18 protein-coding genes are annotated in these 17,712 nt (G+C 61.9%); 10 read left to right on the top strand and 8 right to left on the bottom strand.

Annotation, left to right across the window (positions count from 1 at the left end; translation table 11 throughout):
- Window positions 1-385: 385 nt before the first annotated feature.
- On the bottom strand, window positions 386-1,480 hold the full coding sequence (locus FG93_RS31895; RefSeq protein WP_081881593.1) for a serine protease: 1,095 nt from the start codon (window positions 1,478-1,480) through the stop codon (window positions 386-388).
- A gap of 12 nt (window positions 1,481-1,492) precedes the next feature.
- Complete coding sequence (locus FG93_RS31900; protein ID WP_081881594.1) at window positions 1,493-2,263, bottom strand: CHAP domain-containing protein; 771 nt, start codon at window positions 2,261-2,263, stop codon at window positions 1,493-1,495.
- Window positions 2,264-2,750: 487 nt separating this feature from the next.
- Here FG93_RS31900 and FG93_RS16335 point away from each other — a divergent pair, with 487 nt between their 5' ends.
- The 4 genes from FG93_RS16335 (at window position 2,751) to FG93_RS16350 (ending at window position 4,771) form a co-directional block, all read left to right on the top strand.
- Window positions 2,751-3,746: an ABC transporter ATP-binding protein gene (locus FG93_RS16335; protein ID WP_152579465.1), complete on the top strand. Its 996-nt coding sequence runs from the start codon at window positions 2,751-2,753 to the stop codon at window positions 3,744-3,746.
- Between the two features lie 129 nt (window positions 3,747-3,875).
- The gene (locus tag FG93_RS16340) at window positions 3,876-4,196 is read left to right on the top strand and encodes a GNAT family N-acetyltransferase (RefSeq protein ID WP_052513846.1); all 321 of its coding nucleotides are present in this window, start codon (window positions 3,876-3,878) and stop codon (window positions 4,194-4,196) included.
- Complete coding sequence (locus FG93_RS16345; protein ID WP_043236221.1) at window positions 4,193-4,570, top strand: VOC family protein; 378 nt, start codon at window positions 4,193-4,195, stop codon at window positions 4,568-4,570. Before FG93_RS16340 ends, FG93_RS16345 begins: the two co-directional genes overlap by 4 nt.
- A gap of 12 nt (window positions 4,571-4,582) precedes the next feature.
- Window positions 4,583-4,771, top strand: a complete 189-nt coding sequence (locus tag FG93_RS16350; RefSeq protein WP_043236223.1) for a DUF3008 family protein — start codon at window positions 4,583-4,585, stop codon at window positions 4,769-4,771.
- Between the two features lie 50 nt (window positions 4,772-4,821).
- On the opposite strand, the gene FG93_RS16355 is transcribed toward FG93_RS16350, so the two are convergent.
- Entirely contained in the window at window positions 4,822-5,673 is an 852-nt protein-coding gene (locus tag FG93_RS16355; protein WP_043236226.1) for an alpha/beta hydrolase, read from the bottom strand.
- A gap of 292 nt (window positions 5,674-5,965) precedes the next feature.
- Between FG93_RS16355 and FG93_RS16360 the strand changes: the two genes are divergently transcribed.
- Entirely contained in the window at window positions 5,966-6,211 is a 246-nt protein-coding gene (locus tag FG93_RS16360; protein WP_152579466.1) for a hypothetical protein, read from the top strand.
- Between the two features lie 251 nt (window positions 6,212-6,462).
- Here FG93_RS16360 and FG93_RS16365 read toward each other — a convergent pair whose 3' ends face one another.
- Complete coding sequence (locus tag FG93_RS16365) at window positions 6,463-7,491, bottom strand: TRAP transporter substrate-binding protein (protein ID WP_200878117.1); 1,029 nt, start codon at window positions 7,489-7,491, stop codon at window positions 6,463-6,465.
- Between the two features lie 201 nt (window positions 7,492-7,692).
- Here FG93_RS16365 and FG93_RS31255 point away from each other — a divergent pair, with 201 nt between their 5' ends.
- From FG93_RS31255 to FG93_RS16380, 3 genes are read left to right on the top strand one after another with little or no spacing between them, the layout of a single operon-like run.
- Window positions 7,693-10,698: a PAS-domain containing protein gene (locus FG93_RS31255; RefSeq protein WP_152579467.1), complete on the top strand. Its 3,006-nt coding sequence runs from the start codon at window positions 7,693-7,695 to the stop codon at window positions 10,696-10,698.
- On the top strand, window positions 10,695-11,090 hold the full coding sequence (locus FG93_RS16375; RefSeq protein ID WP_043236233.1) for a response regulator: 396 nt from the start codon (window positions 10,695-10,697) through the stop codon (window positions 11,088-11,090). The genes FG93_RS31255 and FG93_RS16375 overlap by 4 nt, the downstream gene beginning before the upstream one ends.
- 35 nt (window positions 11,091-11,125) lie before the next feature.
- Window positions 11,126-12,253 (top strand): adenylate/guanylate cyclase domain-containing protein, encoded by a 1,128-nt coding sequence (locus tag FG93_RS16380; protein ID WP_161783828.1) that lies wholly within the window; start codon window positions 11,126-11,128, stop codon window positions 12,251-12,253.
- Between the two features lie 209 nt (window positions 12,254-12,462).
- Here the strand turns inward: FG93_RS16380 and FG93_RS16385 are convergent, their stop codons facing one another.
- From FG93_RS16385 to hisD, 3 genes are all read right to left on the bottom strand, one after another.
- A complete protein-coding gene (locus tag FG93_RS16385; RefSeq protein WP_244448635.1) occupies window positions 12,463-13,305 on the bottom strand; it encodes an alpha/beta fold hydrolase in 843 nt (280 codons plus the stop codon).
- Window positions 13,306-13,376: 71 nt separating this feature from the next.
- On the bottom strand, window positions 13,377-14,051 hold the full coding sequence (locus FG93_RS16390) for an SDR family oxidoreductase (RefSeq protein ID WP_043236235.1): 675 nt from the start codon (window positions 14,049-14,051) through the stop codon (window positions 13,377-13,379).
- The gene (gene hisD, locus FG93_RS16395; protein WP_043236237.1) at window positions 14,048-15,394 is read right to left on the bottom strand and encodes a histidinol dehydrogenase; all 1,347 of its coding nucleotides are present in this window, start codon (window positions 15,392-15,394) and stop codon (window positions 14,048-14,050) included. The genes FG93_RS16390 and hisD overlap by 4 nt, the downstream gene beginning before the upstream one ends.
- A gap of 132 nt (window positions 15,395-15,526) precedes the next feature.
- Between hisD and FG93_RS16400 the strand changes: the two genes are divergently transcribed.
- On the top strand, window positions 15,527-16,129 hold the full coding sequence (locus FG93_RS16400; protein ID WP_043236239.1) for a TetR/AcrR family transcriptional regulator: 603 nt from the start codon (window positions 15,527-15,529) through the stop codon (window positions 16,127-16,129).
- A 113-nt stretch (window positions 16,130-16,242) separates the two neighbouring features.
- On the opposite strand, the gene FG93_RS16405 is transcribed toward FG93_RS16400, so the two are convergent.
- A complete protein-coding gene (locus tag FG93_RS16405) occupies window positions 16,243-16,662 on the bottom strand; it encodes a hypothetical protein (RefSeq protein ID WP_043236240.1) in 420 nt (139 codons plus the stop codon).
- A gap of 571 nt (window positions 16,663-17,233) precedes the next feature.
- Here FG93_RS16405 and FG93_RS16410 point away from each other — a divergent pair.
- Window positions 17,234-17,698: a YbhB/YbcL family Raf kinase inhibitor-like protein gene (locus FG93_RS16410; protein WP_043236243.1), complete on the top strand. Its 465-nt coding sequence runs from the start codon at window positions 17,234-17,236 to the stop codon at window positions 17,696-17,698.
- Window positions 17,699-17,712: the final 14 nt, after the last annotated feature.

A 17,712-nucleotide genomic window follows, 5' to 3' on the forward strand; every position in this document is an offset into this window, starting at 1 on the left:
GGGCAAAGTCGACCCAACTTGGACATTTGCTTCACGCTCAACGCGCCCTGGATAGTTCTATGCTAGCGTTGGCAACGCCGGCCTAGGCGCAATCCGGATTGGCAAAGGAGCAACTGTCGGGATTGGCTGAGGGCGGAATTCTGGAGATCCGCTTGGTAACCCAACCCGAACTGGCGCCTCTTAGGGCCGCCACGTCGCCCCGCCGAGGTTCCCTCAAGCGTAGTGGATCGTCACCGCCTCAGCAGGCCGTGCAGTCCGCCCTTTCTGCGGCTTCCAGTGGGCCTTCTTGATCAAAGTGCGACATCGGAGACCTCAACCTCCAGGTCATGCCCCTTAGACAATAGCGGTCGCATATCGATATAATTCCATCGAGTCATAAAATATTTCAGCGCTTAAAACTATCAAAAGGCGCATGATGATACGTAGAGCCTGTCATTTTATAATTGGTATCTTCAAACACAAATGTAAATGACCTCATAGCAGATGAGCCTCCCTCCTTAAAAACTAATGTTACGTTATCGCTTTTCCAATTTTGTTGGTATCGACTCGAAGTTTGGCCGCGAAAATTATTTCCAGAAACGATTCCATCGATCTGAAAAAACGTTCTGTTAGGTTCCAAGCTCGATCTAGGGCCAAGATCTTCCCATATCTCGCATTCGAAATGCATTTTTGCATCAACAGCGCACTTAAATTCTAGTTTTAATTCAGACCGAGAAGATTTATTGGTTTGAACACTCGCGCCGGAATAGATCCCGGTGAATTTTAAGTTCCAAGCAGGTGCTGTCTTCGAATGAGTTGCGGCGGGAAGGCACGGCTCGATCTTCCCCGGCTCAACGACCATGGTTCTCCTGCGAATGAGGTCGAGGGCGACCGCGATGGGGACAAAGTCATTGGCCTGTGCGCCAGCAATGGTTCCGCCTTGGACGATACCGGTTGCTTCGCCGCTTTCGTTGAGAACCGGCCCGCCGCTGTAGCCAGGCTGGAGAAGGCCATTTCCGCGGATCAACCCTGTCCGGGTTGAAGGATTTTGGATGGACAGCGGATTGGGGGTCAACCCCGCGTCGCCGGGGAAACCAACGGCTAGCACCCCGTCGAAAACCTTTGGTTGGGTCGCGCTTAGCGGGATCACATGCCGGCAACTCGAGGACTGCGGCAACTGCCAGACCGCAACGTCCTTTTCAATATTCATCTCTCTGGGGTCAAGTTGGAAACGCACCCCCTGACGAGCGCCGATGACGGCGAACAGCTTCGCAGCGCCGTCAGAGAAGTTATGCGCAACCGTAACGACATAGCCGTCCCTTGAAACGATGAACCCCGTTCCCGTTATAAGAACTTTCCCCTGAGTGTCCTGTGCTTCGAGGAAGACGATAGCTTCTGCAGATTCTGCCAGAATATCATGCGGCGATTTAGCGCTCGCAGCGGTATGAATTGAAACGCATGCAATCGCCAGAAGAAGTGTGGCGCTTATCCAACGGACCATGAAAGTCTCCCGTTACACAATTTCTAGGTAACTATTCAACTTCATGATAGATGGGACCCGTTTACCTTCGACAGTTCGGTAGACGTTCTTGTCGAGTGTTGAGAACGCCTTCACGCAAACCAAGCTCGACCGCCCGTCGCGGGCGGTATTTCCGCTCAGAAGCTGAATGCTGTTGTCGGCGGCAGGCCCCTTATAAAATCCGACATGCCCTAGTCCGAGCGACTTTCCAGTCATATCGTAGCAGGTCCAGATGACCAGATTCCCTGGTCTCGGATTGTCCGTCCTGCGGTAGTAGTCCTTGTTGGCCGGACTGACGAATGATTGGGAAGCCGCGCTATTGCTGCTGTGCTTGCCAGCGCGCTTGATGCACCAATTCGCGAAAGCGGCGCACCAGTCGACCATGTCGTTGTTAACCTTCAAGCTCGTTGCCTCGTTGAAGAAACGAACGATCAAAGGATTCCAGTTCGATGGTGCTGGCCATTGGGATATCGCATCACGATCAGTGTAGTAAAAACGATCAATAAAGCTTTGCGCAACTTCAAGCGGCGTTGCTCCCGTTGTTTCGGCAATAATTCTATCTGTTTTATTGATCTGATCAGGTGTAGCTGGCTTATATCCGAATTTTACGGGAGATTCGATTGCTTCCAGCGGCGGATTGGATAGCTGAGAGAATTCGGCTTCGTCTGGCTCCAATTCTTGAGCATAAACTGGAATCCGAGCTGAAGTTGCGACGGTAATTGAGCTTGCCGCTGCCGCGACAAATACTGATCTGCGAGAAAGCATCGTTTTGGCTCCTTAACCTCTACCTGGTCAATTGCGTTTCCGCACCAGGAGTTCCTCCGGCGGATTTTTGCGCGTGAGAGTCGAACCGCCTTCGGGATATTGCGCGTCCCAGTCCACATCCCCACACCGTGCGTTTGGTTCCAGCATAGCAAGTCGACTTCCTTAGCGGTAGGCCGTCCACGAACGTCATCTTTGCGGCAAGCCTGCGAAGACCGCGTAACCTGCGCACGTGGAGACTGCGTGACCAAGTCCGCTCCCCCCTCCTGCGACCCTCGGAACGTCTGCTCATGGGCGAGGCCCTGGCGACCACCGGAAGCGCGGTCGTAGGCGGGCACCAAACGCTCGATTTGAGCCGCCGGGATGTCGGCCAGGTCGCGCCATTTTCCGGTCCAGGCTCAGGCCGTCGCCCGTACAAGCCCCTGGATTTTGGAACTTGTCGGCCAGGCCGTTCGTTCCCTGCTGTCAGGGCTTCGACAAGGGTCCTTCCGTGAGCAGCATCTTCCTTCCGCTTCTGCGACGGATCAGGCCAGGCGAGACGTCAGCCGCGACGATCGCGTCCGACCAGACGCTGAGCGGGTTCGTCTGGCGCGCCAGCGGCGCCCATCAGTTCTATGTCGGCCTGATCGCGATGACGGTGGCCTTGCTCAACTTCGTGCCGATCGATCTCCAGAGACGAATCGTGGACGTGGCGATCGCCAACAAGGACGTGCGGACGTTGCTTTTTCTGGGCGCGCTCTATCTCGCGATCGTCCTGCTCCAGGCGGCCCTGAAATATGCGCTTCTCCTCTATCAGGGCTGGGTCAGCGAAAGCGTCGTGAAGACATCGCGCGAGCAATTGACCATCGTTGCCTCCGAGAGGGCAGCGCCGGACGAGAACACGAGCGGACAGACGGTCAATGTCATCGGCCGGGAAATCGACGGGGTCGGCGGCTTCGTCGGGGTCGGCATCTCGGAATTCGTCGTCAACCTGACGTTCCTTTTCGTGATCTTGGCTTACATGCTCTACATCCAGCCGCTGATCGCGCTGATCGGCATGGTCTTCCTGCTGCCGCAGGTCTTTCTCGCGCTCTCCATGCAGTCAGACCTCAACACATTGGTCGAGCGGCAGGTCGGGCTGGTGCGCAAGCTCGGCGATGAAACCGTCGCCCAGGCCGGGATCCAGAGCGGTCCACAGCCCAAGCCGACCCCGACGGAATCCTCCACGATCCATGCGATCTTTCGCAATCGGATTCGGTTCTACTTTCTCAAATACGGGCTCAAGACCTTGCTGAACCTCGCGAACGCGATCGGACCGCTGATGGTTCTCGTGGTCGGGGGCTGGATGGTGATCCAGGGCCAGACCACGATCGGCACCGTCGTCGCGTTCATTTCGGGCCTTGAGCGTCTTTCCAGCCCCTTGCGTGACCTGCTCAATTTCTACCGGGAGTATCAGCAGGCGAAAGTTCAGTACCAGATGATCGGACGCTGGGTCGAAGGCGCCTGATCCGCGCGCATCAGGCCCCGTTGCCCTTCTCCTGTTCGGCATTCCCCAAGACAAGCACGGCGCCAGGCAGGGAACTCCGGCCGGCGGAAGGGGTTCATCGCGAACAAAGTCCATTCCGCTGGAGCCACCATGCCGACGCAGATGACGAACCCGACCCCGCCAACGATCCGCGACGAGCCCGAGAATAATCGCCTGGTCATGGACGTTCCGGGCGGCCAGGCGTTCGCGACCTACCGGCGCATCGATGGCTCTCTCGTGATCTCCTATACCGAGGTTCCGGCGGCTCTGCGCGGCCGCGGTCTCGGCTCCGAACTCGCCTTGGGGGTATTCGATTTTGCCCGCAGCCGGGGCGAAAAGATCGTGCCGGCCTGCTCCTTCCTGGCAAACTGGGCAAGCCTCCATCCCGAGTACCGGGACGTTCTCGCCGGCAGCGCGGAGGCCGCACGATGATCGATCACGTCTCGGTCGGAACGAATGACGTCGCCAGGGCGCGCGCCTTCTATGACGCGGTTCTCGCGGAACTCGGCCTGCGGTGTCTCAGCAGCAGCGAGCGGTCGGCGGATTATGGCGTGAGCACGATCCTGTTCAGCATCGAAACCCCGCATGACGGCCGGCCCGCGAGCACGGGCAATGGAAGCCATATCGCCTTTGCCGCCGGCAAGCGTGCCATCGTCGACGCCTTCTATCGCGCCGCGTTGGCGAATGGCGGCACTGACGCCGGTCCGCCCGGCCTGCGCCCGGAATACGACGCCCATTACTACGGCGCCTTCGTCCTCGATCCCGACGGCAACAAGATCGAGGCCGTCACCCACTCATCCCAGTAGAAGGAGGATGCCATGCCTGCGAAATCAGCCGCCCAGCAGAAGGCCGCCGGCGCCGCGCTCGCGGCCAAGCGCGGAGACATGAAGAAGAGCGCACTCAAGGGAGCCTCGAAATCGATGGAGAAATCGATGAGCGAGACCGAGCTGGAGAAGATGGCCTCGACCAAGCGCAAGGGAAAGCCCGAGCACAAGGCCAAGCATTGAACGCTGCCAGGAATCGGCGTCTGAAATCGATAATCAGCGTCTGAAACCGATCAGCCGCGAGCGCTGATGAACGCGACGACGTCATCAAGGACCGGCGCGCGCCATCGCAGCGGGGCGGAGATCGCGGTGACGGTCTCGGCATGGCCGAGCCCGGGATAGATCTTGAGCGCGACGGATTTCGCACCCGCCTGTTTCAGCGCGTCGGCGAGCCGTTTGCTGTTGCGCGGCGGAACCGTGGTGTCATCGGAACCCGTCGCCAGGAAGATCGGCGGCGCATCCCGACGGGCAAAGCTGATCGGCTGGGTTTGGGCCGGGTCGCGGGCATTCCCGAACGCGGCCTTTGTGATGTCGAGGTTGAGCGGGAAATCATAGGGGCCGGAGAGCCCGACGGCGGAGCGGATCGTGCCTGAGCCAAGCCCGACGGCCGCGAGGTATCTCCGGTCCAGAGTCAGCATCATGGCGTCATAGGCGCCGGCCGAGTGTCCGACCAGTTCGATCCGCTGAGGCGTGCCGCCATATCGGCTGATAGTGTCGTGCACGAAGCGAAGCGCCCGTGCCCCGTCTTCGATGAACGAGGGGAAGCGGACCTCGGGCACGAGGCGATAATCTGCGATCACGGTGACGAACCCGCGCTCCGAAAACGCCTCGCCAACGAAGGCATAGGTCTCTTTCGCGCCGCTCGCCCACGCGCCGCCATAGATGAAGAAGACCACGGGACTGGCAGCGCCGCCGCCTTGCGGAACATAGACATCCATCCGCTGTCTGGGATGACGACCATAGGGGACATCGCGCGCCCCTTGCGTCAGGACCCCGGGGCGGAGCGTCGCGCAGCCGGCAAGTGCTCCGACTGCTCCGGCCGCAAGCAGGGGGACGATCGCACGGCGGGAGAGCTCGGTCGTCATGGTCGCCAACCCCTCTAGCCCCGCCGGCCAGGAAACTGCGGACTAAGCCTTTGGTTCCACGAACATTTGTTCATTCTCGGAAGCCAATTCGCGGGGGCATCGCAGTGGGTGCACCTGCCCGGGGAAGGGCGGCTGTCGCAGGCAGAACGCGAGATTTGATGGAACAGACGGGGATGCAGCGCGTTCTCTTGGTGTGCAGCCTCGCTCTCCAGCAGGCTGTACGGCCCAGGGGCCCCGCCGGAATCGTCAACCCATCCGACGGGGCCACTCTTTTGCAGGAATGGGGCATGCGATGGCTCCGTCCCCCGATGACGCTGCTGAGATCTGGACGAGCGAGGTCCTGATCCCGATAGCCGGGCGGCACTTCCTGGCCCGGCTCGAGGCGATGGAGCGATGGCTGAGCGAATGGAGCATTCCGTATCAGGTTGTTCACCCGGCACTGGACGATTCAGTGCTCGTGCTGCGCTTCCCCAGGGAACGGTTCGCCCGCGCCTTTGTCGCCATGCCGCTCAGGGATATGGGCCCGGCAGAGAGGTAAAGGCGTTCGCCGATTTCAAGCTGGACGACAGCGAGGTCGATGGTGCGCGGCTGCGTCTGAGATATGGGGGTACGAAGCCGCCCGTCCTGCACGGACATCCGCGAACCCACGTGCGCCTGGTAACACGCTACCGGCCGGGGAGGGCGGGAGCCTGTGTGCAGGGATGTTCGTTCCCTGCTGCCCGGGCCTCGACGAGCGGTCTCGCGAGTTCAGGTGTCCGGCAGTGGATGCGACAACCATCCAGGCTTCGTTCAAACGAGCCTGCGACTGTTCAGGAAGGCGCGCTCGGCAATATCGCTCCACTCCATGATCGAGGCGCGGAATTGTTGGTAGCTTGCGTAGACCTTCCGGGAAAGCTCATCGCCCGATCCGGCCTCCGCGACGACCTCCTGACTTGTCTTGATGAACGCTCTCAGCAGGGAGTCGTCGAACTTCTGAATCGTGACGGTGCCTTCCTCGCGCAGTTTGCGCAGCCATAGGGCGTTATTGGCGTTGAATTCGGCCAGGGAGCGCGAGTATTCGCCTGCCGCGCAAGCCTCGATCAGCCGTTGATCGCTCGGACTGAAGCTTTCCCACACGCGCCGATTGATCCCGAGGGTCAGGCCAGTGCCTGGCTCGTGGAACCCCGGATAGTAGAAGTAGCGCGCAGCCTTATGCAGGCCCAAGGCCATGTCGAGCCAGGGGCCGACCCATTCGGCGGCGTCGAGGGCGCCGGACCTGATCGACCGTGCAATCTCGCCGCCTGGCACATTCACAACGATTGCGTCCATGCGCCGGAGCACCGCCGCGCCAAGCCCGGGTATCCGGTAGCGCAACCCCCTGAAGCCGTCCGGCGAGGTGATCTCGTCGACAAACCAGCCGCCGCTCTGGGTGCCGGTATTGCAGCAGAGGAACTGCTTCAAGCCAAATTGGCCGCTGAGTTCGTCCCACAATTCCTGCCCGCCGCCATAGTGCACCCAGGCGAAGAGTTCGTCCGCGGTGTAGCCGAAAGGCACGGCCGTAAAGAAGTTGAACGCCGGCGACTTTGCCTCGAAATAATAATCCGCCGAGTGAAACATCTCGGCGACGCCGGCGGCCACCGCGTCAAAGGTCTCGAACGGTCGAACCAACGCGCCGGCAGGAAACACCTCGATTGCGATGCGACCGTTACTCACCTCGCTGATCGTCTTCGCCAGACGCATCGCGCTGCTTTGAAGCCCGGGAGAGCCTTCAGGCCAGTCGGTCACCAGCTTGAGTTGTCGGATGCCCTGCGCGAGGGCAGGGGCCGGGAAGCCCGACATCGCGCCCGCAGCGATCGATCCGGCCCCCGCCAGAAGATCCCGCCGTCTCATGAGGAATGACCTCCAAGGACATAGGTCCCCGCACCCGCCCAACTGTGCGGCCGGCAATTTTCGGTCGATCTTCGATTGTTTCTCGCAACGATCTGCTTAGACCATGCTAGGCTGAACCGCAATCTTGTCGAAGGTTGGGTGCGGTCGACCGTGACAGCATTATCAACCGATAAGGCGGACGTTCGACCGTATCTGGCTCGGAGCCTCGGCGTACGCGCGCGGCTGCTGCTCGCGTTCTTCGGGATAAGCGCCTTTGCCGTGCTGGCGGCGGCCGCGGGAATCTACGCCTTCCGTGAGGTTGGCGAGCGGCTCGGCGTCGTCGATCGGCGGGTTTCACCGACTTTGACGTCGCTGGAGCTCTCACGCTCTGCCGAACGCATCATCGCAGCCGCACCGTCCCTGCTGGCCGCCCCGGACCGGAAGCGTCGGGACGCGGTCAAGATCCAGCTTGAGGACGAGGTCGGTCGTCTCAACAGCAAGCTGATCGAACTGAAGAACGATCGAATGGAGGCGTTGCCGCTCCTCAGGATCGAACCGATCATATCATCGCTGACGGTCAATCTCGCGGGGCTCGAGGGCGTGGTCGCGCGCCGGCTCGATGCCAATGAACGCCTCAAGACATTGCTGCGCGGTGTCTTCCAGACGAATGAGGAGACCGGACGCCTGCTCTCGAACTGGTTGACGGTCGTGGACCGCCAGGTGTCCCAGCTCGTCCTGGGCCTGCGCAAGGCGGAGCCCAGTACTGAGGCGACGCAGCGGCTGGCATCGCTGATCGACTTGCGCCGGCCGGCGCAAACGGCGCAACAGCAGTTTTCCGAAGCCGTGGACATGCTGGCTGAAGCCTCGACCACGGACCAGGATCGACGCCTTTCCGTTCTGGCTTTCCAGCTCGGCCGGGCGTTGCGCGATCTCGACGTCACGGCGGGCGGGATGGATCCAAAGCTGCGGCCTCTGTTCCTGGAACAGGTCGCCAAGTTGGGGGAGTACATTGCCGGGCCCAATGCCATGGCGGAGGCTCGCAAGCAGGAACTTGCGCTGATCGGGGACGGCGAAGGGCGGCTCGCGGAGAATGCCAGCCTGGCGCTGCAACTCACCGCTGCGGTCGATCAACTCGTGACTGCAGCCAAGCAGGACATCGGCGCTGCGACCCAGGATGCGCTGTCGGTCCAGCGCCTGAGCACCCGCGTTCTGGTTGCTGCCGTGGCACTGAGCCTGCTGAGCTCCATTCTGATCGTGTGGCTTTACGTTGGCCGCAATATCGTCCGCCGCCTGACGGCTCTGAGCGACGGCATGCTGGCCATCGCCGGCGGCAGGCTCGATGTCCAGGTTGCCGCGCAAGGCACTGACGAGATCGCCGCGATGGGGCAGGCGGTCGAGGTGTTTCGGCGCAATGCCATCGAGCTCGAGCATCTGCTGGAGGAACGAAAGCAGGCGGCGGCCCGGCTTGAGCAGGTGGTCGATGAGCGGACCAGGGAGCTTGAGCAACGCGGCTCCCTGCTGCGTGTCACATTCGACAACATGGGGCACGGTGTCGTGATGTTCGATCGCGACCGGCGGATGGTGGCCTGGAACCACCGCTTCCAGGAGCTTCTGGAGCTGCCGGACAACCAGGTCGGAGCCAATGTCTCGTTCGAGGATTTCATTCGTTTTCTCGCCGAACGCGGGGAATTCGGCCCCTGCAATGTCCAGGACGAAGTCAAACGGCGTCTGGTATCCCTGGACCGGTCCTTCACCGATGTCCGGACCCGGCCCAACGGCACGGTGCTCGAAATCCGACGCAATCCGGTCCGGAGTGGCGGGTTTGTTTCGATCTACGCCGATGTCACCGAGCAGAGAACAGCCCAGGCCCTTGTCGAATTGGCGCGTGCGCGCCTCACCGATGCGATCGAGAGCATCTCGGACGGTTTCGCCCTTTGGGACAGTGAAGATCGGCTCGTGACCTTCAACAGCCGCTGTCAGGACCTGCTCGATGCTTCGGATCTGTTCATCGTCGGCGTTCGCTTCGAAGAGCTTCTGCGGGCCTTCAGCGACAGTGGCCGATACGGTTCGTCGCAGGAAGGCGACCGCGCCGCATGGCTGGAGAGCCGGTTGTCCCTGCACCGCGACGCTCCGAGCGCTTGCGAAGTCCACCTCGCCAGCGGGCGCTGGCTTCGCGTCAGCGAGTATCGCACCCAGGAAGGCGGAACCGTCACGATCTGGGCTGATGTGACCGTCGCAAAACAGCGCGAACGTGATCTCGAGGCGGCCCGCGATACGGCCTCCGAAGCAAGCCGGACAATGGAGGAGGCCTATCGCGAGCTGAAAGCCGCCCAGGCCAATCTGGTCCATGCCGAAAAGATGGCCTCGCTCGGCCAACTCACGGCCGGCATCGCCCATGAAATCAAGAATCCGCTGAACTTCGTCAATAATTTTGCCGATCTGTCCCAGGAGCTGTTGAGCGAGCTCAAGGAGGCGCTCGGGCCGACCTTGCACGGCTGCGAGACGCAGGCCCTCGCGGATACCGACGATCTCATGGTCACGTTGACCGGTAACCTGGCCAAGATCGCGGAGCATGGGCGACGAGCGGATGGAATCGTGAGGAGCATGCTGCTTCATTCGCGCGGTGGCAGGGGCGAGCGCCAGAGCGTCAACCTCAACGCGTTGATCGAGGAAGCGCTGAATCTCGCTTACCACGGGGCCCGCGCGCGGGATCAGACCTTCAACGTCACCCTGGAGCGCGACCTCGATCCCGGGCTCGGCCCGCTCGAACTCGTTCCTCAGGATATGACGCGCGTGTTTCTCAACCTGTTTGGGAACGGCTTTTATGCGACCACCGAACGCCAGCGCGATCGTCGAACGGCCTCAGACTACCGTCCGACCCTGAGTGTGGTCACGCGCGATCTCGGGGATCAGGTGGAAGTGCGCGTGCGCGACAACGGCATCGGCATGACGCCGGAGGTGCGGGCGAAACTCTTCACGCCGTTCTTCACCACCAAGCCGACCGGAGAAGGGACCGGGCTGGGCCTCTCGATCAGTTACGACATCGTGGTTCAGGAGCATGGTGGTATGGTGAGGGTCGACAGCAACCCCGCCGAGTTCACCGAATTCGTTATCCGATTGCCGCGCGCCGCAGCGCGGGCACGCAAGCGGCAGATCAGCATGGGAGCAAGGTCATGACGGTCAGCCTTCTGGTCGTCGACGACGAGCCGGATGTCGCCGAGCTGTTTTCCCAGCGGTTCCGCCGCGAGGCGCGCAACGGCGACTATGCGCTGCATTTTGCCGGATCGGGCGAGAATGCCCTGCTGCAACTCAGGAATGGTATACGTCCCGAACCGGTCTTCATCCTCTCCGATATCAACATGCCGGGGATGGACGGTCTGCAGTTGCTGCACGAGATCGGGCTGGGATGGCCGCATCTGCCGGTCATGATGGTGACGGCCTATGGCGACGAGGATCGACGGCGCCAGGCCAGCGCGAAGGGCGCGGTCGACTTTCTCAGCAAGCCGGTCGATTTCGATTATCTGAAGCAACGGCTGCGCGCTTTCGCCGTTGCCGGCTCGTCCCCATGAGCGCCGTCCCCATGAGCGCCCCCTCCCGCATCCTCGTGGTCGATGATGAGGCGGATGTCGAACTGCTGATCAGCCAGCGCTTTCGGCGTCAGGTCCGCGCCGGCGAGTTTGCCTTCGTGTTTGCGCGCGACGGCGAGCAGGCCTTGCGCCTGCTCCAGCATGATGATGCCGCGATCGACCTGATGCTGCTGGACATCAACATGCCGGTGATGGATGGCCTCACCTTGTTGGCCCGGCTGCGCGACCTGCATGCGCCGGTGCGAGCCATCATCGTGTCCGCTTACGGCGATATGCCGAATATTCGGACCGCCATGAACCGCGGCGCGTTCGACTTCGTCACGAAGCCCATCGACATGGTGGATCTCGAGGTGACGATCCGCAGGACTCTGGACGACATTGCCAAGCTGCGCGAGATCGAGCAGCGGCGCGCCGCCGCCGAGCGGGCGCGCAGCAATCTGGCGCGCTATTTTTCGCCCAATCTCGTCGAGATGCTGGCAGAGCGCGACGAGCCCTTCGGGCCGGTCCGGCGACAGAATGTGGCTGTGTTGTTTGCCGATATCGTCGGCTTCACGGCGCTGTCCGAGCGGATGGGGCCGGAAGACGTCATGCTCCTCCTGCGGCAGTTCCACGAAAGGATGACGACGCGGATCTTCGCGTGCGGGGGCACGGTCGAGAAATATATCGGCGACGCCATTCTCGCGATTTTCGGCGTGCCCACGACGACCGACCAGGACGCGGGCCAGGCGCTCAAATGCGCCGACGGGATGATGGCGGCCCTCTGCGACTGGAACCGTGAGCGCAAGGCTGCCGGAGAAACGCTGCTGGGCATGGGCATCGGGGTCAATTTCGGCCCGGCGGTGGTCGGCGATGTCGGCAGCGCGCGCAACATGTCGTTCACGGTCATCGGCGACACCGTCAACATCGCAAGCCGCCTGCAAACCCTGACGCGCACCGCTCAGACCCCGCTCCTGGTGGCCGACGGGGTTGTCCAGGCCGCCAGGGCGCAGTGCGACGATGAGCTTGCAGAGATCCTTCACCGGCTGAAGGATGGCGGCGAGCAGGCGGTGCGCGGCCGCCACGAGGTTGTCCGCGTGTGGCTCGGCATGGAGCGTCGGTCCGCCCACGGGCAGGGGCTAGAGATCGGCGTCGGCGGTTTGCGTTAAGGCATCGGCCCGAAAAGTGGATTGCGGTTTTCGGGAAGGCCGATGCAAACATACAAGGTTGCCTGTCGAGGCTCGCCGGCACAAACTCTCCAGCCATGTCGAGGCAGCGCGCCTGACGACGAACTATCTCTCGCTTTTCAGCAACTGCGCGCGCCCCGCTACGCTCAGCGCATTTCGGGGTGTGCCCACCAGAGCGCTCGTATGGGGCGTTACTCCGAAGGTATTGTCGACCCTTGGCGGCTGAAGAACTCGATAATCCGAGTATTGGAGGGGCCGGGCGTCTCCAGATGCACAAAATGGCCCGCGCCTTCGGCTATCTCCAGGATCGGGGAGGCGAAATATTCCGACAGGCGGTCCATCCAGGCGCATCGGATAATTGGATCGTGCCGCCCCCAATAAAAGCGGCTCGGCACTTCGATCTTTGGCATGGCCGGCGCCCCGTCGCGCACCAGCGCCATCCGGGACGCATTCGTGGCGCGATACCAGGCGAAGCCGGACTCGATGTTCCCGGGCTGCATGAAATTGTCGACGAAATGCTCGATCAGGCCGTCGAGCGCGCCCTGCGCGTGCACCCAATGCCTTAGAATGCCCTCGAAATAAATCCGGCAGGTTTCGCGGGTATGGCCCACCAACTGCGCCGCCCAAGGCTGCTGGTTGAAGGACTGATACCAGATTTCCTGCACCTGCTCTGGATCCACCCAGCGGCGCCCGATGCCGGGATAGGGGCAATTGAAAAAGAACAGCCCCGACAGCCGATCCGGGCTCAGCCGGGCGACCTGCTGTGCGACATAGGAACCGACATCATGGGCCACCAGGCCGAAGCGTCTCAGGCCCAGCGCATCAGCCAGTGCCAGGATGTCGCGGGCATGGGTGTCGGCGCCAGCATGCTCTGGGCCGCGCACCCGCGTCTGGCCGAAGCCGCGAAGATCCGGGGCAATCACGTCGAAATGCGCGGCGAGTGCCGGAATGTTGCGGTGCCATCCCCACCAGAATTCGGGCCAGCCATGCAGCAGGATCAGCGATTGGCCCTGCCCCTCGCGGACGAGGTGCATGTCGAGATCGTCGATCCGAACCGAATGGTGGTTCCAGTTGCCATCAGGGCGGGAGAGATCGCGTTTTGTGCTCATCGTGTCACCCACCCTCCGGAAAAGGGGAAAATCTGCCCGACGAAGAAATTACTTTCGTTGCCGGCGAGGAAGAGGGCCAATGCTGCCGCCTCCCAGCCATAGGCCAGACGCCCCAGCGGCGCCCCCTTGATGCGCTCCTTGAATTCGGTGGTCGCCTGATAACTTGCGGGGAAATAGGTAGGGTTCTCTACGAAGGTCTGCGCAATCGCGTTGACATGAACGTTGTGCGGCGCGACCTCGGTGCCGACATCCTGGACATAGGCGAGTTGCGCGCCCCGAGCGGAACCGTAAGCGGAATAGTTCGGCATGCCCTTGAGGGCAGAGGCACTTCCCATCACAACGATCTTTCCCTGTCGACGGGAAATCATCATCGGCAGGACGGCCCGCACCAGTCGGTGGAGCGGAAAGACCATCGCTTCGTACATCGCCTGAAATGTCCCGTCATCGGTATCCAGGACCGAGGTTCGCGGCTGCGCCGCCGCGAGATTGGCGATCAAGACATCGACATGGCCGGCTTCCGCGATGAGCGCCTCCGCCGCGCCTTGGACCTTCAAGTCGCGATCATCGGCGATGAGAATGGCTCCTTCGGCGCTGAATCGATCGACCAGATCCTTCCCCATGAAGGCGCTGGTCTGCGTGATGACCACTCGTTTCCCGTTCATCTGCGTCATGTCCGTCTCCCCACTGACTCGGATGCGTTGCGGTACGGCGCCGCCCCGCCGTAGGGAACGTTGACGCCACCGTAGCGGCGAACACGGACGTTGCATTGCTCGGCATGCCCGACGAAACCCTCGAGGATGCACAGACGCGAGCCATATTCGCCTATCCTGACAGCCGCCTGATCGGTGACGATCTTCTGATAGCTGTGCGTCTTGATGAACTTGCCGACCCAGAGCCCACCTGTGTACCGGCCCGCTCTTTTGGTCGGTAGCGTGTGATTGGTGCCGATCACCTTGTCGCCATTTGCGACATTGGTACGGGGACCGAGGAACAGCGCCCCGTAGGAATGCATGTTCTCAAGAAACCAATCGTCCCGGTCCGTCATCACCTGGACATGCTCGGAGGCAGTCTCGTTCGCGACTGCGAGCATTTCCTGATAGGTGTCGCAGACGATCACCTCGCCGTAATCCTCCCAACTACGGCGTGCCGTTTCGGCCGTGGGAAGCATCTCGAGGAGCCGGTTGATCTCGACAAGGGTCGCTTCGGCCAGGTCGCGGCTGTTTGTCAGGAGGATGGCCGGCGAGTTGTAGCCATGTTCGGCCTGGCCGAGCAGATCCGTCGCGCAGACCTCTGCATCGGCGGCGGTTTCGTCGGCGATCACCATCGTCTCGGTGGGGCCGGCAAGGAGGTCGATGCCGACGCGACCAAAGAGCTGCCGCTTGGCTTCAGCCACATAGGCATTGCCGGGGCCCACGAGCATATCGACCGGCCGGATCGTCGCTGTGCCGAGCGCCATGGCGCCGATGGCCTGGATCCCGCCGAGGACATAGATCTCGTGCGCGCCTCCCATGTGTATGGCCGCGATCACGCCCGGGCTCGGCTCGCCCTTGAAGGGCGGGGTTGCGGCGACAATTCTCGGGACGCCTGCAACTGAGGCCGTCGCCACCGACATATGACCAGAGGCAATCATTGGGAACTTGCCGCCCGGGACATAGCAACCGACCGACTGAACGGGAATGTTCCTGTGGCCAAGGATGACGCCGGGCAGTGTTTCGATCTCGAGGTCCTTCATCGAGGCACGTTGGGCGCGGGCGAAATGGCTTACCTGATCATGCGCGAAGCGGATATCTGCCATTTCCCGATCGGACACCTTGCTCACGATCGCTTCGATCTCGCCCGGGGACAGGCGAAAGGAGGGCGGCGCATACCGGTCGAACCTCTGGCTCATTTCGCGCACGGCCTGATCGCCCCGCGCCTCAATGTCGCTCAGAAGGGTCTCGACGGTGTTTCGGGTTCTGGAATCGTCATCCGCGCGCTCATTGGCGGAACGAGATGTCTTGAGATGGCTGATCATGTTGCTTTCCCGTCAAGCCGGCGTTGCGGTTTTTAACGTAGTGTCAAAAATACAGGTTATTGACGCGTCGTCAAATACAATTACGGCGATGGCAGGAGAGGCTATAAGTGGCCGCTGCTGGAGAGAGGTCTCATGCGCCCCAGACTGTTTGACGAGAATGCCGTCCTTACTGTCGCCTTTGACCAATTCTGGCGGAAGGGTGTCCGTGGCACATCCCTGTCGGATATTGCGCGGGATGTCGGAATGCAGCGCGGCTCGCTCTACAATGCCTATGGCACCAAGGAGGCGCTGTTTCTCCGGGCTTACGCCCGTTACGCCGACGACTATCTTGCAGCCGTCGCGTCCGCGCTGGCCGTGGGCAAGCTCCGTGAGCGGCTGGAGCGCTTCTTCGATGTTGCGATCCGCAATTTCTCCATCGGAACACCGCCACGCGGTTGTCCGACGACGCGCGGTCTCATGGAAGTGGCGTCAATCGAGGGGGACGAACTGGCCGAAGAGGTCCGGACGGCCTTTGCCGGCCTGCTAAGTCGGTTGACCGGGTTTCTCCGGGAGGCTTTTGCCCAAGGGGTTGCATCGGGGGAGTTTTCGGGCTCGCCGGATGCGGCGGCCGAACATGTGCTAACCATTGCGCGCGGTCTTGTGGTGCTCGAAAGCGCATATCATGATGAAGCCATGCTCCAGCGTGTTGCAGCGAATACGGTCGATATTCTACTTGGCGCCGGGCATGATATTTAAGCTACTAAATAATATTCATCTATCATCGTTGGCGCGATAACCGTTTTGGAGTGACACATTGTTCGTGGTGTCGCGGCAGCGCGCCTGATCACCGTTCTTCACGGACGACCACCTCAACGCGGCGTCAGGATCGGGCGACCTGCCAGAACGAGGCGAAACCGCCCGCGCTCGATCGGCTCGATGCGCATGGGAAACCCCTTGTCCTCGAGGCGGCGACGCAGCAGGAGCAGCCGTGTTTCAAGGTTGTCCTTGAAATCGGGCAGCTTGATCCCTTCTGCGAGACGGATCTCCCTGTTGGTGAATTCGGTGCGACCGTCTTCGATCGACCGCTCGATCAGATAACGCAGGAGGCGGCCGGCCAGCGTCGCCGAAGCGCGGGCCCGCCGGGACCGTGGGGAGCTCCCCTCATTGCATGGCGCAGCGCTCTCCTTCGCGGCGCTCGCCGGTGTCGCACCTCGACCGGAGCGCTGGCCGATGGCCTGAGCAATGGGCCGTTGTCGCCGACGAGCTTCCGCCTGGAAGGGCCGGCCCATTGCGCCGAGGCTCCGCAGCGCCTGGCCCGCGAATTCGCCATGGCCTCGATTTCGGAGCGCTCGGGGAATCGGCGCGTCGCGGATGGGAGCCCCGAATCCGCCAGCGATGTCACAGTGGCACGTCTCGCGAGTGGCACGTCTCGCTCTTGGCCGGCCTCTGCCGGGCGATCTCCCGTTCGCGAGACGTCAGCAGAATCCCGTCCGGTGCCGTCGCTCATGAAACATCTGGGCGACATTTCAGTTGGACGGGAACATCTCACGCTCGAAGGCATCTGCCATGCGCAGCGACATTCTCCCCGGCGCCCGGTTTCCGGATGACGGACTGCCCGACCACACCAAGGTGCTCCGGCGGCTCTCGGACTTGCGGAGCGACCAGACAATGGTCCGGCCGGATGGGGATTCGACGGCACCGGACGGCATGGGAGCGCGGCGATCGGTTCTGGCCATACGGCAGCATGTCGATGGGCCGGACGCTTACCGAAATGGCCGGAGCAATCGATCCATACGCCGGTCGTGCAGAGTCTGAAACCGGCGTTTCCGGCCCAACCCGCGGACAGAAAGGAGATGAGACATGACGCTGACCTTGACCTCCAGGGCCTTCGCCGAAGGCCAGGCGATACCCTCCAAATTCGCGCGGGACGGCGAGAACCTGATGCCGGAATTGTCCTGGACGGGCGTTCCCGACGGAACCGCAAGTCTTGCGCTGATCGTCGAGGATCCGGATGCCCCGAGCGGGACATTCCGGCATCTCGCAGTCTACAATATCCCGCCCGACTGGAACGGCCTGCCGAGGAGTGTGGACACCGGCTCGGACAACAATCTGCGCTTTGCCAGGAACGACTTCGGCAACGCCCAATATGACGGCCCGCAGCCGCCGAAGGGGCATGGCCCGCATCACTATCATTTCCGCCTCGCAGCCCTCGACGTGCCGACCATCAACCTCCCGCCCGATGTCGGGGCGGAGCGGATCCTGCAGGAGGCGCGCAAACACGCGATCGAGGAGGCGGAGCTCGTTGGAATTTACGAGCGGCACTAAAGCATCGGCCCGAA

The organism is Allobosea sp. LC85, from assembly GCF_000735605.1.
In the GTDB taxonomy this organism is placed as follows: domain Bacteria; phylum Pseudomonadota; class Alphaproteobacteria; order Rhizobiales; family Beijerinckiaceae; genus Allobosea.